Origin of the sequence: Flavobacterium enshiense DK69, from assembly GCF_000498495.1 — a bacterium.
GTDB classification, from domain to species: domain Bacteria; phylum Bacteroidota; class Bacteroidia; order Flavobacteriales; family Flavobacteriaceae; genus Flavobacterium; species Flavobacterium enshiense.
In genome coordinates, this window is sequence record NZ_AVCS01000001.1 from 1 (window position 1) to 16242 (window position 16242).

The window sequence follows — 16242 nt, forward strand, 5'->3', positions numbered from 1 at the left end:
TAAAGCTTCTAATCCGGCAACCAGTGCTACAGCAGTAGTTACGAATTACTTTGAGGATACTCAGGCTATCACGGTAACTGTAGCCGGAAACGGATCATATTTATACAGTCTGGATGGTGGAGCCTTCCAGGAGAGCAATGTCTTTGTAAATGTTTTACCGGGAGAGCATACCGTAACAATTCAGGATGCTGCAGGATGTACAAATATCACTTTAGAGCATATTGTGACCATTGGTTATCCGCGTTTCTTTACACCGAACGGTGACGGTTATAACGATACCTGGAACATCTGGTCGTTGAGCAACGATCAGCCGAATGCTGAAATCCATATTTTCGACCGCTATGGCAAACTGATAAAACAGATTGTTCCAGGCGGAACCGGATGGGACGGATTGTCCAACGGACAGACTTTACCATCTACGGATTACTGGTTTACGGTTAAATACAAAGAGAACGGAGCAGAGAAAATATTTAAAGCGCACTTCTCGATGAAACGATAATCATTCAAATATCTTAATACTAAAAAACCACTCGCTTGCGAGTGGTTTTTTTATGGTTTCAAATGACGATTACAAAAAGAAAATGGTTTATCAAAATAGCCCTGATGGGAACGGCATCTTTTTGTCCCGTCTTTAACGGGACAAAAAATATAGTGGACAGCAGGAATAGGGATTGCAAAAAAGCCCAAGCCTTTCGCTCCAAAAAACAAAAAAGCCTCCAGTTGAACTGAAGGCTTTCTTTTTGATTAAAGCTTTTTTAGTTGTTGTAAACTTTTAAAGCTTCGTTTAGTATCTGAACGGATTTAATTAAATCCTCTTTTTTAAGAACATAGGCGATTCGCACTTCGTCCAATCCAACTCCTTTTGTAGAATAGAATCCGGCAGCAGGCGCAACCATAACTGTTTCGCCATTGAAGTCGTACGATTCTAATAACCACTGTGCAAAATCATCCGCGTTTTTAATTGGTAATTTTGCTATGCAGTAAAAGGCACCTTTTGGAGTAGCAACTTTTACACCTTCAATTTTGTTTAATTCAGCAATTAAAGTGTCACGACGGTCTTTGTATTCGGTGATAACATCGTCAAAATAGCTTTGTGGAGTATCTAAAGCAGCTTCACTCGCAATTTGCGCATAGGTCGGAGGGCTTAATCTCGCCTGAGCAAATTTCATAGCCGTAGCCATTACTTCTTTGTTTTTGGAAACGATACATCCGATTCGGGCTCCACACATGCTGAAACGTTTTGAAACCGAGTCAATCATGATAGCGTGTTCTTCCAAGCCTGGAACATTCATTACTGAGTGGTGCGTGTATCCGTCGTAAGCAAACTCACGGTATACTTCATCGGCGATTAGGAATAAATCATGTTTTTTAACCAATTCGGCCAACTGCAAGATTTCTTCTTTCGAGTATAAGTATCCTGTTGGGTTTCCAGGGTTACAAATCAAAATTGCTTTTGTTTTTGGAGTAATCAGTTTTTCGAAATCAGCAATAGGAGGTAAGGCAAAACCTGTATCGATAGTTGAGATAACAGGAACTATATTTACACCTGATGCAGTTGAGAAACCATTGTAATTTGCATAAAAGGGTTCAGGGATGATGATTTCATCTCCTGCGTCCATAGTGCTTCCCATTGCAAAAAGCAATGCTTCAGATCCACCGGTAGTGATAATGATATCTTCGGTGTTTATAGGTAAGTCTTGTTTTTGGTAATAGGCGGCAAGTTTTTTTCTGTAACTTTCAAAACCTGCTGAATGGCTGTATTCCAAAACAGTGATGTCTGCATTTTTAACAGCATTTAAAGCTACTTCCGGAGTTTTGATATCGGGTTGTCCAATATTCAAATGGTATACTTTATGACCTTTTTTTTTCGCAATTTCTGCGTAAGGAACCAATTTACGAATTGGTGATTCAGGCATTTGCTGGCCTTTTGTTGAAATTTTAGGCATGTGTCGTTTATTTTGAGGTACAAAGTTGCGATATTTTTCAGAAACTTTAAAAAATGAATTGTTATTAATTTTTTAAAGTTTTAGGAAATTAAATAATTATGTAGTAATTTTCAGAAAAACCTACATATGCGAGCGATTGTTTTTGTCTTCTTTTTGATGCTCTTTAAGAGTGTTTCCGGACAAAATGGTTTTCAGTTTGTATCCGATAAGGATAAAATTGTCATTCCCTTCACTTTTGTTGACAATCTAATCATAATGCCCGTAGAAATCAATGGAACCAAATTAAACATGCTTTTGGATTCCGGTTCCGAACCATCCATAATATTCAGTTTTCCGGAAAATGACACCATTCAGCTCTATAATACCAAAAAAATAAAAATTTCCGGATTGGGCAACGAGGAATTGGCTGAAGGGATTTTTTCAGATAAGAATACCGCGAATGTTAGCGGTTATATTAATAAACAATTTGATCTTCTTGTGATTTTGGATGAAAACCTTAATTTTTCATCAAGAATTGGGATTCCGGTCAATGGAATCCTGGGATATTCTTTCTTTAAAAATAATGTGATTGAGATTGATTATCAGAAAAAGAAAGTAACCATTTATAAAGACAGAAAAATTCTTGAAAAAAGCAGGATTAAATCGTTTACCCCATTACCAATAAGTGTTGTTAATGATAGAGCTTATCTTAATGTTAAGGCTAAACTGGACGGTAAAGAATTTGATTTAAAACTATTGGTCGATACAGGATTAGGCGATGGCCTCTGGTTGTTTGAGAACGGAGAAATTAAATCCAATAGCAATTATTTTGAAGATGTTTTAGGGGAAGGTATTGGAGGTACTGTGTTTGGGAAAAAATCCAGATTGGAAGAGCTTGAGTTTTCGAAATTTAAGTTTAAGTCACCCTTGGTTTCTTATCCGGATACTGCATCTTACAAACAACTTCAACTGGTTACCAGCAGAAACGGATCTTTGGGAGGAGCCATGCTGAAGAGGTTTACCATGATTATGGACTATACCGGTGGCCAACTTTATTTAAAGAAAAGCAGTTATTATGACGATGCGTTTAATTATAATATGAGCGGAATCGAAGTGCAACATGGGGGGATAGAGTGGGTGAAAGAGGAAATGATGAGAGATTCAAAACCAACAAACACATTAAATGTGAATGATATAGTATTTGATAACAGCAATCTGAGATACAAATTTGCTTTGAAACCGGTTTACACGATTGCTTCGGTTCGTAAAGACTCACCCGCAGAAGCTGCCGGTTTACTGATAGGAGATAAGATTTTAAAAATCAATGGAAAGAATGTCGGGAACCTCTCTAAACAAAAAATAGACGAAATGTTGTACGAAGAAGACGGTAAGACAATAGAAATGGAAATTGAACGAAAAGGCATTAAGAAAGAAATGAAGTTCAAACTCAAAAAGATACTATAAAAAAAGTCCCCGTTACAATGCGGGGACTTTTTATTTTATCAGTTACACAATTTATGATTGCGGACCTACTTTTTCTTTCTGAAGAACATTTTTCTCTTCTTTTACAATCACCTCTCCTTTAATTCTAAGAGCTACTTTACCGCCTTCGTAATTTACTGCATTGGATTCCACGGTAATTGTTTTTGAAATTTTCCCAGGATTCATGTTGTATTTTACATCGATTTTTCCTGTTTTTCCAGGCATAATTGGCTCAGTTGGTTTCGTAGGGACAGTACATCCGCAAGTAGATTGTACATTAGTGATGATCAATGGAGCATCTCCAGTGTTTGTAAATTCGAAAGTTCGTACACCGTTGTCAGAATCTCTGGTAACGGTCCCGTAATCAATAGTGTTGTCTTTAGCTTTGAATTCGATTTTAGGTCCTTGTTGAGCATAAGACGCAACGCTAAACGCTAAAACTGCAACTAATCCTAATAATTTTTTCATCTTTTCAAGTTTTAATGGTTATGTAAAATTACATTGTTTTAATAAACGAACAAATAAATTAACTCACTTTTTTTATTTGCTCAGTTATAGTTATTTTTGCAGAGATATTTGCAAAAAGCATACCAATATTTTTGGAGCGAAAGTCCAGGCTTTTTGATGGGCCATATTCCCGCTGTACGTTGCAATTCTTTTATTTCGTTACTTTTAACGAAATAAAAGGATTTTTACTTCCATCGGGGCTATTAGAGAAACTATTTGCATTTTTGTAAACATAAGTAAAAAAATAGCGGTATGAAGTCCGCATAACCAATAATAGAAGCAACAGATATGACAATTCCGGCGCAATTTGAAGCGAAAGCAGCAGAGCAGAAATGGTATGATTACTGGATGAAAAACAATTATTTTCATTCTAAGCCAGACCATAGAACACCATACACCATTGTAATTCCGCCACCAAACGTCACCGGAGTCCTGCACATGGGACACATGCTTAACAACACAATTCAGGATGTGTTGATTCGCCGTGCCAGATTAAAAGGTTTCAACGCTTGCTGGGTACCGGGAACGGATCACGCTTCAATTGCAACCGAAGCAAAAGTTGTTGCCAAATTAAAAGCGGAAGGGATCAATAAAAACGATTTATCTCGTGAGGAATTCTTAAAGCACGCTTGGGAATGGACCGAAAAATATGGAGGAACCATTCTGGAGCAATTAAAACAATTGGGTTGTTCATGCGACTGGGACAGAACGAAGTTTACCATGGATCCGGACATGTCGGCTTCCGTAATCCGTTCGTTCGTTGATTTGTACAACAAAGGGTGGATTTACAGAGGTTACCGAATGGTGAACTGGGATCCGGAAGCAAAAACTACGTTGTCTGATGAAGAGGTTATTTACGAAGAAAGACAAGGGAAATTATATCATTTAAAATATCAGATTGAAGGAAGCAACGAATTTGTAACTATTGCAACAACGCGTCCTGAAACTATTTTAGGAGATACTGCCATCTGTATTCATCCGGAAGATGAGCGTTACCAGCATCTGAAAGGTAAAAAAGCAATCGTTCCCATCTGCAACAGAGTAATTCCAATCATTTTTGATGAATATGTTGATATGGAATTCGGAACCGGATGTTTGAAAGTTACCCCGGCTCATGATGTAAACGATAAAGAATTGGGAGATAAGCACAATTTGGAAATCATCGACATTTTCAATGAAGATGCGACATTAAACAGTTTCGGATTGCATTATGCAGGAAAAGACCGTTTCGTGGTTCGTGAAGAAATTTCCAAAGAACTGGAGGCGATCGGAGCTTTAGCAAAGACAGAAACACATTTAAATAAAGTAGGAACATCCGAAAGAACCAAAGCCGTAATCGAACCAAGGTTATCCGATCAATGGTTCCTGAAAATGGAAGATTTGGTAAAACCAGCCATCAAAGCGGTTTTGGAAACAGAGGAAGTGAAATTGTATCCGTCCCGTTTCAATAATACATACCGTCATTGGATGGAAAATATCCGTGACTGGAACATTTCCCGTCAGTTATGGTGGGGTCAGCAAATTCCGGCTTATTTCTACGGAGAGGGTAAAGAGGATTTCGTAGTGGCAGAAACTCCGGAAGCGGCTTTGGAATTAGCAAAACAAAAAACAGGAAATGCTTCGTTACAGGCTTCCGATTTAAAACAAGACGCTGATGCATTGGATACCTGGTTCTCATCATGGTTATGGCCAATGGCTGTTTTCGGCGGAATCATGAATCCGGATAACGAAGATTTTAAATATTATTATCCTACCAATGATTTGGTTACAGGTCCGGACATTTTGTTCTTCTGGGTAGCCCGTATGATTATTGCAGGTTATGAATATGCGGATGAGAAACCGTTCAATAATGTTTATCTGACTGGTTTAGTACGCGATAAACAAGGTCGTAAAATGTCTAAATCCCTTGGGAATTCACCTGAACCCCTTGGATTGATTGAGAAATTCGGTGCTGATGGTGTTCGTTGCGGATTATTGTTAAGCGCTTCGGCAGGAAACGATATCTTGTTTGATGAAGAATTGTGTAATCAAGGAAAAGCTTTCGCGAATAAAATCTGGAATGCTTTCCGTTTGATTAAAGGGTGGGAGGTAGCTGATATCGCTCAGCCGGAATCGTCAAAAGTGGCTATCGAATGGTATGAAGCGAAGCTGCAGAAAACGTTAGCGGAAATCGAAGATAATTTCTCGAAATACAGAATTTCAGATGCTTTGATGGCAACTTATAAATTGGTTTGGGATGATTTCTGTTCTTGGTTCCTTGAAATGATTAAACCGGGTTACCAGCAGCCGATTGACCGCACAACTTTCGATAAAGCTATTGAAATGCTGGAAACGAATTTAAAGTTATTGCACCCGTTCATGCCGTTCTTGACAGAGGAAATCTGGCATCATATCGCTGAAAGAACTCCGGGACAGGCGTTAATCATTGCTGAATGGCCAAAAGTAACTTCAGCAAACGAAGCATTGATTTCTGATTTCGATTTTGCTACAGAAGTAATTTCTGGTGTTAGAACCATCCGAAAAGACAAAAACATTCCGTTCAAGGATGCTATCGAACTGAAAGTGGTTAACAACGAAAAAGTGTCGGCATTCTTTGATTCGGTAATTATGAAATTAGGGAATATTACTGCTTTGGATTATGTTTCTGAAAAAGTGGATGGTGCTTTGTCTTACCGTGTGAAATCAAACGAGTATTTTATTCCGATTACTGGAAATATTGATATCGATGCCGAAATCGGTAAACTGACGGAAGAACTTAATTATATAAAAGGTTTCTTGAAGTCGGTTCAGGCGAAATTATCAAATGAGAAATTCGTTGCAGGCGCACCTGAGAAAGTAATCGAAATGGAACGCAAAAAAGAAGCAGATGCTTTGGCGAAGATCACAACGTTAGAGCAGAGTCTGGTTAGTTTGAAATAAGAACTCAATTATAATTCCACAAAAATCCCAAGCAAAAGCTTGGGATTTTTTATTTTTTATGGATAAGACTAATATTAAAAGCGACTATCGAATAGTGTGATACTAATTTCTAACAAACTCTTTTCGAAATTGTAGACAACTTTGAAAAATATAGGATTTTAGATTGTTTGGACTGCAAGTTCCTTCCAATAATAAACAACTAAATATATTGGAATCATTTTGTTTTAATTTTTGTTGTTTGTGTTTTGTTTAAAATCTTTAATAAGAGGTTATTGTTAAAAAAAAACAAATACGATTAACAAATATTTTCGTAAATTTGATAGGGAGCATTTCCTTTATCAAACTCTACAGGTTAGTACAAATCAAAATTCTTTTAATTATGAAAAATCTTACTTTTAATGCGTCAATGTTATTGCTGCTGTTTGGAAGTGTTTTGTATGGACAAACAGAAGAAGCAGTAAAAACTGGAGAAGTCACCCCTGTATTTCAGGATACTGTCGTAGACAGCAATCTCCGCGATGTACCATGGTATGTGGAAAGATATAGGATATCGGTAGGCGGTTACGAAATGTTAAACAATACCAACATAGGTATTGAAGGTACTTCCGGTAGGGGAACTGATGTTGATTTTGAGAGGGATTTAGGATTTGATAAGAAAAATACAACTATTTTAGCTGAATTTGAATGGCGATCCTCCAGTCGTTCCCGTTTTACGCTCAATTATTTCAATTCCCGAAGAAACAGTGGCAGAACACTTGACAGAGATATTACAATAGGAGATGAAACCTATTTTATAAATACTAGTTTGAATACCAGTATTGAAACCAATTTTTTTCGTTTTTCTTATGGATATGCTATTTTTAGTAAACCAAAGTATGAGGTTGGGTTATTGATTGGTACCCATACAATTACTACAAAAATTGGAGTAGAGGTTCAGGGTGAAACGGCTAATATTGAAAGAAGCAAAACATTTGATGCAGTAGCGCCTCTAGTTGATTTTGGGATATGGGGTGGATATGCTTTTACCGATAGGTTTGCCTTGAGAGGTGAAATAAATTATTTTCAGTTAAGAATTGATACTTTTGATGGGAAAACTTTTGGCTACAATGTGGCAGGTGTCTACAGAGTTTGGAAGAAACTCGATGTGGCCCTCGGTTACGGCGGTTTGGATTTAAATGTAAATTTTAATCAAAACAACGCTCATTATGATATTGACTGGGGCCATAACGGATTAATGATATTTGCTAGTTATTCTTTCGGTAATAAAAAATGGAGATAAATTTCGTTTTCAGATTATGAAAAAATAATGTGGATGCATTTTAAATACGATTCCTCTTAACAATAAATGTAAATGTCACTAAAATATGATTCAAAAGTCTTAAATGATGAAAACACTACGATTGAGCTTTTGTTCGCTTAAAACTGATTGATAGATGAAAATAAATAAAAAATCCCAAGCTATGCTTGGGATTTTTTATAAGTACAATTTTAAAACTCATTATTTTGAACGATCCATATCGCCAATGAAGGGTATAGCGTTTTGTGTTTCGGACATAATTGCGGTCTGTAATCCGTGTTCTAATTGAATGAATTTAGCGGCATCTATTGCTCCAATGGCTTTTTTCATTTTATCGTAATATTTCGAATACAGTTTACCGTACGCCATATCGTTTTTAAGTGTGGCTTTTAGGAGCTGATCGGCTTTTTCATTTGACAATTTTTCATAATTGTTGATGTAGTCATTGATTAAATCGATTCTTTTTTTTCCCAATTGTTTTCGTTCCTCTTCATAGGCATCATAGGTTTTCCAAAACGCAGCGGCCTGGGATTCTTTTAGCTCCATGTAGGTGCTGACCAATTCTTTTTTAGATTTTCCGTACTTTCCTTGAATGATTTCAATGTCTTCTTTTGCAGTAGATTGGGCAAAAGTCACTGAAGAAATTACAAACGTTGCGATCAAAAATAATTTTTTCATAGTTGTTTCTTTTATTAGTTAGTAAAAGTGTAGAAGTAATGGTGAAAACATTAGCTTCTTATTCATTCGGATAATTAGAACTTTAGTTGTCTTTATTGAAAGAGATTTTGACGGTCTTGTTAGGACAGGAAAACCTCTTTTAGGAAACTGCATTTTTTACTGTTTCGGCATGTAGTAAATTTACTAAAAATTTAATTAAAGTGTTGATTTGTATTATGTTGCATGGTTTGTTTTGTCGTTTTTTTCTAGTCTTTTGTAGAATATTTAAGAGTCAGTAAATGAATGATGGTTAGAGTAGGATTATTGAATACTCAATTCGAGGTTTAATTCCTAATAAAAAAAGACGACCCAAAAAATGAATTCATTCTTTGGATCGTCGTATAAAAGTAGTTTAAACCGATTGGTTATGATTTTAATTGCCGTTTTTTAGACAGGTATTTTTAAGGTTTGGCTATTGTTTGTTGGATTGGGTTCGCTGGTTGTTTAATGCTCCTTTTTATAGCTTCTAAATACCTTTTCTCTACTGCAGTCCAATTGACAACGTTAAAGAAGGCTGAGATGTATTCGCCACGTCTGTTTTGATATTTCAGATAATAAGCATGTTCCCAAATATCAAGAGCAAGAATCGGCATTCCTTTCACTGGCATATCTGGCATCAACGGATTGTCTTGGTTTGGAGTGCTTCCAACCACTAATTTTCCGGTTTTGTCAACCACAAGCCAGGCCCAACCCGAACCGAATTGTTTACCGGCAGCTTCAACAAATTGTGATTTAAAGGTGTCGTAAGAACCAAAATCCCTGTTGATTGCTGCAACCAGACTGTCTTTTGGCTGACCGCCGGCTTTCGGGGCCATGCTTTCCCAATATAAATTATGGTTGTAATATCCGCCGGCATTATTGCGGATCGCCATGTTGTTTGGATCTGAACTTTTTAGGATGTCCTCGAGACTCCATTTTTCATAATCTGTTCCGGCTATAGCTTTATTTAAATTGTTGCAATAGCTCAAATGATGGCGCGAATAATGAATTTCCATGGTTTTTCCGTCGATATAAGGCTCTAATGCGTTGTAAGCATAAGTTAGTCCGCGCATTTTGAATTTTCCCTTTTCGGCTTTTACTTCGGCCGGATTTCCGTATACGGATTGCGTTTCCTGTGCCTCAGGCTCCGGAATCTGAATAACTTCTTCAAGGTTGTTTTTTTGACGGCACGAAAAAAGAGCTGTAAAAGCTAAACTGAGAAGGGTTAATTTATGTGTTTTCATGGATGAGAGGTCTTAAAAGAAAAAACGAAATCTGTTTACAAATTTCGTTCTTTCATTAGTTTATTGATAATCTCGATATATTTTTTTTTTGCTTCGTCCGGAGTGAGATGGTTTACCTGCATCCACGCGTTGAGTTTGAAAGCGCTGCGCAGGTTTTGTGTTTCCTGACGAAAAAAAAAATGATCAGAATCGTCAGTTGTTGCCTGTTTGTAAAGGCCATACAAAATCAACTGCATGTCTATCGGAACAGAAGCTTGCTTGATTAATTGGGCGTTTTTAAAAGCCTCATCAAATAAGATGTCTAAATTTTTTCCCATTTATTGTTTAATGGCAATAATTGTTTTTCCGCCAACGGCTTTCTCGTTAAGTTTTACATTAACTTGAGTACCTAAAGGTAAGTATAAATCCACTCTCGAACCAAATTTTATGAAACCTGCGTCCGTTCCCTGAACCACCTGCATTCCTTCCTTAGCATAGTTTACAATACGACGAGCCAAAGCACCTGCAATCTGACGGTAAAGAATCTCTCCGAAAACACGGTTTTCCACAACCACTGTGGTTCTTTCGTTTTCTTCGCTTGCCTTTGGGTGCCATGCTACCAGATATTTACCAGGATGGTATTTGCTGTATTTTACTAATCCATTTACGGCATAGCGAGTCACGTGAACGTTTATCGGTGACATGAATATGGAAACCATCAAACGTTTGTCTTTGAAATATTCCGGTTCGTAAACTTCTTCTATAACAACCACCTTTCCGTCAACCGGAGCCAATACATGATTGTCGTTGATTGCTGTAATACGTTTTGGGTTTCTGAAAAACTGTAAAATCATTATAAGCATAAACAATGCAAAAACCTGAATGACCATTTTTAGCCAAGGGTTTGCTACAAGATAATCCGCTCCAAAAATGATTACTGTGGCAGCAACGGTAGCTCCCAAAATAATTTTAGCGCCTTCTTTATGAAATTGTATGAACATAGTTTAAAATTTGATAAAATAAATAAAGAAATGGTATTGCAAATATAACACTATCTAGCCGATCTAGGATGCCTCCATGCCCGGGCATTATCGTTCCGCTGTCTTTTACGCCTGCTTTTCGTTTGAATCTTGATTCGACCAAATCTCCTAAAGTTCCGAAAAAGCCAACAATCAATCCTGTGCATACCCAAATGGCAGGAGTGAAGAAAGTAAAGAAATAACTCAGGACGTAACTTCCGATCATTGTGAATACTAATCCGCCAATGAATCCTTCAATGGTTTTTTTAGGTGAAATACGTTCAAAAAGCTTGTTTTTTCCAATCAGTTTTCCAATAATATAGGCAAAAGTGTCATTGGTCCAAATCAGTATAAAAACTCCGATAATAATCTTTGGATTAAAATGAACCCCGATAAAAGGTATTTTCATTAATAAAACAAAAGGAATGATAATGTAGCCAAACAGGTTTACATATTTTGACATTTTGTCTGTCTTTGGTATGCTGTTTTCTGAAAATAAATCCGCAATTAAATTTATGGATACAAAGAGCGCTGCAAGGCAAAGTAAGATATCGGTATTAAGATTATTCTTTGGAGAATAGAAAAACAGAATGTAGCTCACCAGCGCTAATAAAACAGGAAGATTCCGCTTTAAATGGATTAATTTACTGAATTCGGAAACAGTAATGAGCATAAATAATCCGAAAAGAAGCATAAAGCTGTATTCGGAATATAAAGTCGCTGAAACGAGAAGTAAAATATAAAGTAAACCAGAAATGGTTCGGGTTACATTTTCATGCATGCTATAGATCCTCTAGAAGCAGCAAATATAAGTTTTTTGGACAACTTCCATACTGTAAGAAGTCTTCTTCTTTTGCTTTTTCGAAATATTTAAAAGTGGTGATGTTTGTAGGGTACTCTTTGTCATACCTTTTTTTGATCTCACGTAAACCATCACTTTTGTTGCCAATTATCTGGCTTGTTGTTGCAAGTATCACGATATGTGAAGGCAAGTCGTTGGGTCTGAACTGTTTGATTTGATTTGAAGAAAACAAAATCGACCCATCATCTGCAATCAGATTTTCGCAAGATGCCAATAAAAAAATCGGGTTTTTAGGATTTTTATAAGTAAGCTTGTTTTCGTCAAGAAGGCTGAAAAGTTTTGGTTCCAAACACATTGCTTCTTTTTCAAACCAGTCATTTTCTTCCAAAATACTCTCAAAATTATCGTGTACTTCTGGTAAGTTCTCACAATAAAGAAATTTACCTCCGTTCTTTTTGAAGTTGTAGGTAAAAAGTTCGTCTACAGGCAATTGGGGCTCCGGATGATAAGGGCTCATGTTTTCATCCTTATCTTCACTGGATCCTTCTGAAGAGGCGCCAAAAAATTTTCTGAATAGACTCATAAACTATTTATAATCTCGAAATTTTCGAGTTTGAGAACACTCAAAGATAAAAAAATCTTAATTCAATTGAGCAATCGAATTAAGATTTTTATAATATTTTATTAAAATAAATTACTGCATTTCCGTAATTGGTTCACTCTCTGTTTTTTCGAACGGACGTTTACCAAAGATTGTCTCTAGATCATCTTTAAAAATAACCTCTTTTTCAATCAAAATATCTGCCAACTGAACCAATTTGTCCTGATTTTCTTTCAGGATCTGAATCGCTCTTTGGTACTGACTTTCGATTAACTCGGAAATCTCTTTGTCGATTACGCGTGCAGTCTCTTCTGAGTATGGTTTTGAGAAACTGTAATCGCTTTGGCCTGATGAGTCATAGTAGGTAACGTTTCCTAATTTGTCGTTCAAACCATAAACGGTAACCATCGCACGGGCTTGTTTTGTTACTTTTTCCAAATCGCTTAGCGCTCCGGTCGAAATCTTATCGAAAATTACCTTTTCGGCAGCACGTCCACCCATTGTGGCACACATTTCATCTAGCATTTGTTCCGGATGAACGATTAAGCGCTCTTCAGGTAAATACCAGGCAGCTCCCAGGCTTTGTCCGCGTGGAACAATAGTAACTTTTACCAGCGGGGCAGCGTGTTCCAGCATCCAGCTAACAGTGGCATGACCGGCTTCGTGAATAGCGATAGCGCGTTTTTCTGCTGGGGTAACAATTTTGTTTTTCTTTTCTAATCCGCCGACAATACGGTCAACCGCATCAAGAAAATCTTGTTTGTCAACTGATTTTTTGCCTTTGCGGGCTGCAATCAATGCGGATTCATTACAAACATTGGCGATGTCTGCCCCTGAGAAACCAGGTGTTTGTTTTGCTAAGAATTCGGTATCCAATTCCTCTGATTTTTTCAAAGGTTTTAAGTGTACTTCGAATATTTCTTTACGTTCACGGATATCCGGTAAGTCTACATAAATTTGCCTGTCAAAACGTCCGGCACGCATTAATGCCTTGTCTAAAACGTCAGCGCGGTTAGTTGCAGCCAATACGATTACGTGTGTATTTGTGCCGAAACCGTCCATTTCGGTTAAAAGCTGATTCAAGGTGTTTTCGCGTTCATCGTTAGAGCCGGAGATGTTGTTTTTTCCGCGGGCACGTCCTACAGCGTCAATCTCGTCAATGAAAATGATTGCCGGGGATTTTTCTTTTGCCTGCTTGAATAAATCGCGCACACGAGAAGCTCCGACACCAACGAACATTTCTACAAAATCCGATCCGGAAAGTGAAAAGAACGGTACTTGTGCTTCACCTGCAACGGCTTTAGCTAATAAGGTTTTCCCGGTTCCTGGTGGTCCTACCAATAGGGCTCCTTTAGGGATTTTACCTCCAATTTCAGTATATTTTTCCGGGTTTTTAAGGAATTCAACAATTTCCTGAATCTCTTCTTTTGCGCCTTCTAAACCTGCCACGTCTTTGAAGGTAGTCTTAACGTCTGTTTTTTCGTCAAACAGTTTGGCTTTCGATTTTCCAATGGAAAAAATTTGGCCTCCGCCACCGCCAGCTCCACCACCTGACATTCTGCGCATCATGAAGATCCAGAACCCGATAATGATTATCAATGGAAGGAAATTGATTAAAACGTCTCCCCAATTGCTTTCGGGTTCGGAAGAATAATCACTTAATTTTCCGGCTGTTCGGGCTTCATCCAATTTCTTTTGGAACAGTTCGGGATTCCCGATATCCAAACTATAATGCGGACCAATATTTTCTTTCCCTAGCAGCGTCTTTTTCTCAATTTTACTGTGTGTTTTGCTTTTTAAGGCTTCTTTTTTTAGATAAACCTGTGCCGTAGTTTTGTTGAAAACTACTTTTTCTACCTGATTAGAATCTAAATACTGGTAAAATTTAGACAAAGAAGTAGGGCGGACTTCCTGAAAACTGGATCCGCTGGATACTAATTGTATTGCAACTAAAATTAAAAGTACAGCACTATAGATAATCCATGGACTGATTTTAATTTTAGTAGGATTGTTTTTCTTATCTTTTGACATGTAACGTGAATATTAGTATTTGTTTTCGATCGAGGTGATTTTGGCGTCACCCCATAAACTCTCGATGTTGTAGTACTCACGGATGTGTTTTTGGAAAACGTGAACCACAATGTTTACATAATCCATCAAAACCCATTCGCCGTTTTCGGTACCTTCAACGTGCCAAGGTTTGTCTTTTAAATCTCTAGAAACTATTTTTTGAATTGAGTTAACAATAGCGTTAACCTGTGTGTTGGAGTTACCGTTACAAATTACGAAATAGTCGCACACGGTGTTTTCGATTGCTCTTAAATCCAGTATATCTATGTTGTTACCTTTTACTTCTTCAATTCCTTTAATGATGTTAGCTAATAATACATCATTGTTATTCTCCTTTTTCGCCATTTATTTTTAATATGTTTTTCGCAAAGTTACCAATTTTTGTCTTTATTTTTGAACCTTAACATAAGATTAAACTTCATAAAGCCAATTTATCTCTATGAACATCATCAAACTCGATGCCACACCTTCAACAAATGACTATTTGAAAGCATTGCTGACAAAACAATTTGTTGAGAATTTTACTGTTGTGACTACCGAAAATCAAACTTTGGGGCGCGGTCAAATGGGGGCTGTTTGGGAGGTTGAAACTGGTAAAAACTTGACTTTCAGCGTATTGGTAAAGGATGTGTTGCCGGATATAAATACCATTTTTCATCTGAACGTCCTTGTTGCTGTATGTCTTACTGAAGTTTTGGAAGAACTTAAAATTCCCAATATAGCTATTAAATGGCCAAACGACATTTTGGCAGATAATAAAAAAATTGCCGGTATTTTAATTGAAAACAGTTTGAAGAGCGGAGGTGAAATTGTTTCGGTTGTGGGTATCGGATTGAATGTGAACCAAAAAAACTTTGATGGTTTGCCAAAAGCGGGTTCTTTATTCGGAATTGTAAATCGGGAATTCGATAAAGATGCGATTTTGATTTCCATAGTAGAAACTTTGAAACGTAGCGTTGCTTTACTTCAAAATAAAGATTATGGTTTGTTTTGGGAAAAGTACAATCAGAGGTTGTTTAAAAAAGGACTTCCAATGCCATTTGAGGATAAAGACGGTTTGCGTTTTATGGGAATCATTCAAGGGGTTACTGCAAATGGGAAACTGGAAGTTTTGCTTGAAGATGATAGCATAAAAACATTTGAAATCAAAGAAATTCAGATGTTGTATTAAAAAAGAAAAAACCTATCTGGAAAAGATAGGTTTTATAATGTTATGTAATTGTGAAATTACAGTTTGCTCATGTTTCCTGCCAGGGTTTCGATGAATTTCGAAATCGGGCCTTTAACCATCATAGCCATCATTGAATTGAATTCGCCTTCGAAAAGTAATTGGACTTCTGAGGTATTCGGCGTTAATGAATTGATGTTGGCTGTTAACGTAAAAGGTAATTTGTCGCTGGCTGCACCCAAAACAACTTTGTTTGGAGCCGTTTTGTCTTTCATTTTTAATTTTATTTCCGGCATGCCTTTCAGTCCGAAGATAAAAGCGTTGTCGTCTAAAACTTCAAATTTGGCAATGCTGTCCGGCATTAATTTTTCAAAATTCTTAACGTCTGTCAGTGAATCGAATAAATAATCGGCCGATTTTTCAACGTTAACTTTAGGGCTTTCTAAATTCATTATTTAAAGATAGTTTGATTGCTGAATAATTAAATTTTGGCAGCTTGCCTGTTTACATAAATTTACAACGTGCTTAAATGA

At 37.0% G+C, this 16242-nt stretch carries 16 protein-coding genes; 5 read left to right on the forward strand and 11 right to left on the reverse strand.

Going from position 1 to position 16242, the window contains the following annotated elements:
- Positions 1-499: T9SS type B sorting domain-containing protein (locus tag FEDK69T_RS00005; RefSeq protein WP_035656258.1), on the forward strand; the 499-nt coding region annotated here is incomplete at its 5' end.
- Positions 500-755: 256 nt separating this feature from the next.
- Here the strand turns inward: FEDK69T_RS00005 and FEDK69T_RS00010 are convergent.
- On the reverse strand, positions 756-1946 hold the full coding sequence (locus tag FEDK69T_RS00010; RefSeq protein WP_023572068.1) for a pyridoxal phosphate-dependent aminotransferase: 1191 nt from the start codon (positions 1944-1946) through the stop codon (positions 756-758).
- A gap of 126 nt (positions 1947-2072) precedes the next feature.
- Between FEDK69T_RS00010 and FEDK69T_RS00015 the strand changes: the two genes are divergently transcribed.
- Positions 2073-3389 carry a PDZ domain-containing protein gene (locus FEDK69T_RS00015; protein ID WP_023572069.1) on the forward strand — a complete coding sequence of 439 codons (1317 nt, stop codon included), beginning with the start codon at positions 2073-2075 and terminating at the stop codon, positions 3387-3389.
- 51 nt (positions 3390-3440) lie between these two features.
- On the opposite strand, the gene FEDK69T_RS00020 is transcribed toward FEDK69T_RS00015, so the two are convergent.
- Positions 3441-3875, reverse strand: coding sequence for a DUF1573 domain-containing protein (locus tag FEDK69T_RS00020; protein ID WP_023572070.1), 435 nt, complete (start codon positions 3873-3875; stop codon positions 3441-3443).
- Between the two features lie 327 nt (positions 3876-4202).
- Between FEDK69T_RS00020 and FEDK69T_RS00025 the strand changes: the two genes are divergently transcribed.
- Complete coding sequence (locus FEDK69T_RS00025; RefSeq protein WP_023572071.1) at positions 4203-6833, forward strand: valine--tRNA ligase; 2631 nt, start codon at positions 4203-4205, stop codon at positions 6831-6833.
- Positions 6834-7212: 379 nt separating this feature from the next.
- Entirely contained in the window at positions 7213-8112 is a 900-nt protein-coding gene (locus tag FEDK69T_RS00030) for a hypothetical protein (protein ID WP_023572072.1), read from the forward strand.
- A gap of 219 nt (positions 8113-8331) precedes the next feature.
- On the opposite strand, the gene FEDK69T_RS00035 is transcribed toward FEDK69T_RS00030, so the two are convergent.
- The 8 genes from FEDK69T_RS00035 to rsfS all read right to left on the reverse strand — a co-directional run bounded on the left by FEDK69T_RS00035 (position 8332) and on the right by rsfS (position 14886).
- The gene (locus FEDK69T_RS00035) at positions 8332-8808 is read right to left on the reverse strand and encodes a hypothetical protein (protein ID WP_023572073.1); all 477 of its coding nucleotides are present in this window, start codon (positions 8806-8808) and stop codon (positions 8332-8334) included.
- Between the two features lie 440 nt (positions 8809-9248).
- Complete coding sequence (locus tag FEDK69T_RS00040) at positions 9249-10070, reverse strand: superoxide dismutase (RefSeq protein ID WP_023572074.1); 822 nt, start codon at positions 10068-10070, stop codon at positions 9249-9251.
- A gap of 35 nt (positions 10071-10105) precedes the next feature.
- Positions 10106-10387, reverse strand: a complete 282-nt coding sequence (locus tag FEDK69T_RS00045; protein ID WP_023572075.1) for an acyl-CoA-binding protein — start codon at positions 10385-10387, stop codon at positions 10106-10108.
- A complete protein-coding gene (locus FEDK69T_RS00050; protein WP_035630897.1) occupies positions 10388-11050 on the reverse strand; it encodes a phosphatidylserine decarboxylase family protein in 663 nt (220 codons plus the stop codon).
- Positions 11031-11849: a phosphatidate cytidylyltransferase gene (locus tag FEDK69T_RS00055; RefSeq protein ID WP_023572077.1), complete on the reverse strand. Its 819-nt coding sequence runs from the start codon at positions 11847-11849 to the stop codon at positions 11031-11033. Before FEDK69T_RS00055 ends, FEDK69T_RS00050 begins: the two co-directional genes overlap by 20 nt.
- Before the next feature lies 1 nt (position 11850).
- A complete protein-coding gene (locus tag FEDK69T_RS00060) occupies positions 11851-12453 on the reverse strand; it encodes a hypothetical protein (RefSeq protein ID WP_023572078.1) in 603 nt (200 codons plus the stop codon).
- A 111-nt stretch (positions 12454-12564) separates the two neighbouring features.
- Positions 12565-14502 (reverse strand): ATP-dependent zinc metalloprotease FtsH, encoded by a 1938-nt coding sequence (ftsH, locus tag FEDK69T_RS00065; RefSeq protein ID WP_023572079.1) that lies wholly within the window; start codon positions 14500-14502, stop codon positions 12565-12567.
- 12 nt (positions 14503-14514) lie between these two features.
- Entirely contained in the window at positions 14515-14886 is a 372-nt protein-coding gene (gene rsfS, locus FEDK69T_RS00070) for a ribosome silencing factor (protein ID WP_023572080.1), read from the reverse strand.
- A 94-nt stretch (positions 14887-14980) separates the two neighbouring features.
- Here rsfS and FEDK69T_RS00075 point away from each other — a divergent pair, with 94 nt between their 5' ends.
- On the forward strand, positions 14981-15712 hold the full coding sequence (locus tag FEDK69T_RS00075; RefSeq protein WP_023572081.1) for a biotin--[acetyl-CoA-carboxylase] ligase: 732 nt from the start codon (positions 14981-14983) through the stop codon (positions 15710-15712).
- A 56-nt stretch (positions 15713-15768) separates the two neighbouring features.
- On the opposite strand, the gene FEDK69T_RS00080 is transcribed toward FEDK69T_RS00075, so the two are convergent.
- The gene (locus FEDK69T_RS00080) at positions 15769-16161 is read right to left on the reverse strand and encodes a hypothetical protein (RefSeq protein WP_023572082.1); all 393 of its coding nucleotides are present in this window, start codon (positions 16159-16161) and stop codon (positions 15769-15771) included.
- Positions 16162-16242 lie beyond the last annotated feature (81 nt).

What these genes read in the sequence shown, in the direction of transcription:
- FEDK69T_RS00025 (WP_023572071.1), top strand. Translation starts at nt 4,203, where the DNA reads ATGACAATTCCGGCGCAATTTGAAGCGAAAGCAGCAGAGCAGAAATGG.
- ftsH (WP_023572079.1), bottom strand. Translation starts at nt 14,502, where the DNA reads ATGTCAAAAGATAAGAAAAACAATCCTACTAAAATTAAAATCAGTCCA.
- FEDK69T_RS00075 (WP_023572081.1), top strand. Translation starts at nt 14,981, where the DNA reads ATGAACATCATCAAACTCGATGCCACACCTTCAACAAATGACTATTTG.
- FEDK69T_RS00080 (WP_023572082.1), bottom strand. Translation starts at nt 16,161, where the DNA reads ATGAATTTAGAAAGCCCTAAAGTTAACGTTGAAAAATCGGCCGATTAT.
- FEDK69T_RS00015 (WP_023572069.1), top strand. Translation starts at nt 2,073, where the DNA reads ATGCGAGCGATTGTTTTTGTCTTCTTTTTGATGCTCTTTAAGAGTGTT.
- rsfS (WP_023572080.1), bottom strand. Translation starts at nt 14,886, where the DNA reads ATGGCGAAAAAGGAGAATAACAATGATGTATTATTAGCTAACATCATT.
- FEDK69T_RS00010 (WP_023572068.1), bottom strand. Translation starts at nt 1,946, where the DNA reads ATGCCTAAAATTTCAACAAAAGGCCAGCAAATGCCTGAATCACCAATT.
- FEDK69T_RS00060 (WP_023572078.1), bottom strand. Translation starts at nt 12,453, where the DNA reads ATGAGTCTATTCAGAAAATTTTTTGGCGCCTCTTCAGAAGGATCCAGT.
- FEDK69T_RS00055 (WP_023572077.1), bottom strand. Translation starts at nt 11,849, where the DNA reads ATGCATGAAAATGTAACCCGAACCATTTCTGGTTTACTTTATATTTTA.
- FEDK69T_RS00035 (WP_023572073.1), bottom strand. Translation starts at nt 8,808, where the DNA reads ATGAAAAAATTATTTTTGATCGCAACGTTTGTAATTTCTTCAGTGACT.
- FEDK69T_RS00030 (WP_023572072.1), top strand. Translation starts at nt 7,213, where the DNA reads ATGAAAAATCTTACTTTTAATGCGTCAATGTTATTGCTGCTGTTTGGA.
- FEDK69T_RS00050 (WP_035630897.1), bottom strand. Translation starts at nt 11,050, where the DNA reads ATGTTCATACAATTTCATAAAGAAGGCGCTAAAATTATTTTGGGAGCT.
- FEDK69T_RS00020 (WP_023572070.1), bottom strand. Translation starts at nt 3,875, where the DNA reads ATGAAAAAATTATTAGGATTAGTTGCAGTTTTAGCGTTTAGCGTTGCG.
- FEDK69T_RS00040 (WP_023572074.1), bottom strand. Translation starts at nt 10,070, where the DNA reads ATGAAAACACATAAATTAACCCTTCTCAGTTTAGCTTTTACAGCTCTT.
- FEDK69T_RS00045 (WP_023572075.1), bottom strand. Translation starts at nt 10,387, where the DNA reads ATGGGAAAAAATTTAGACATCTTATTTGATGAGGCTTTTAAAAACGCC.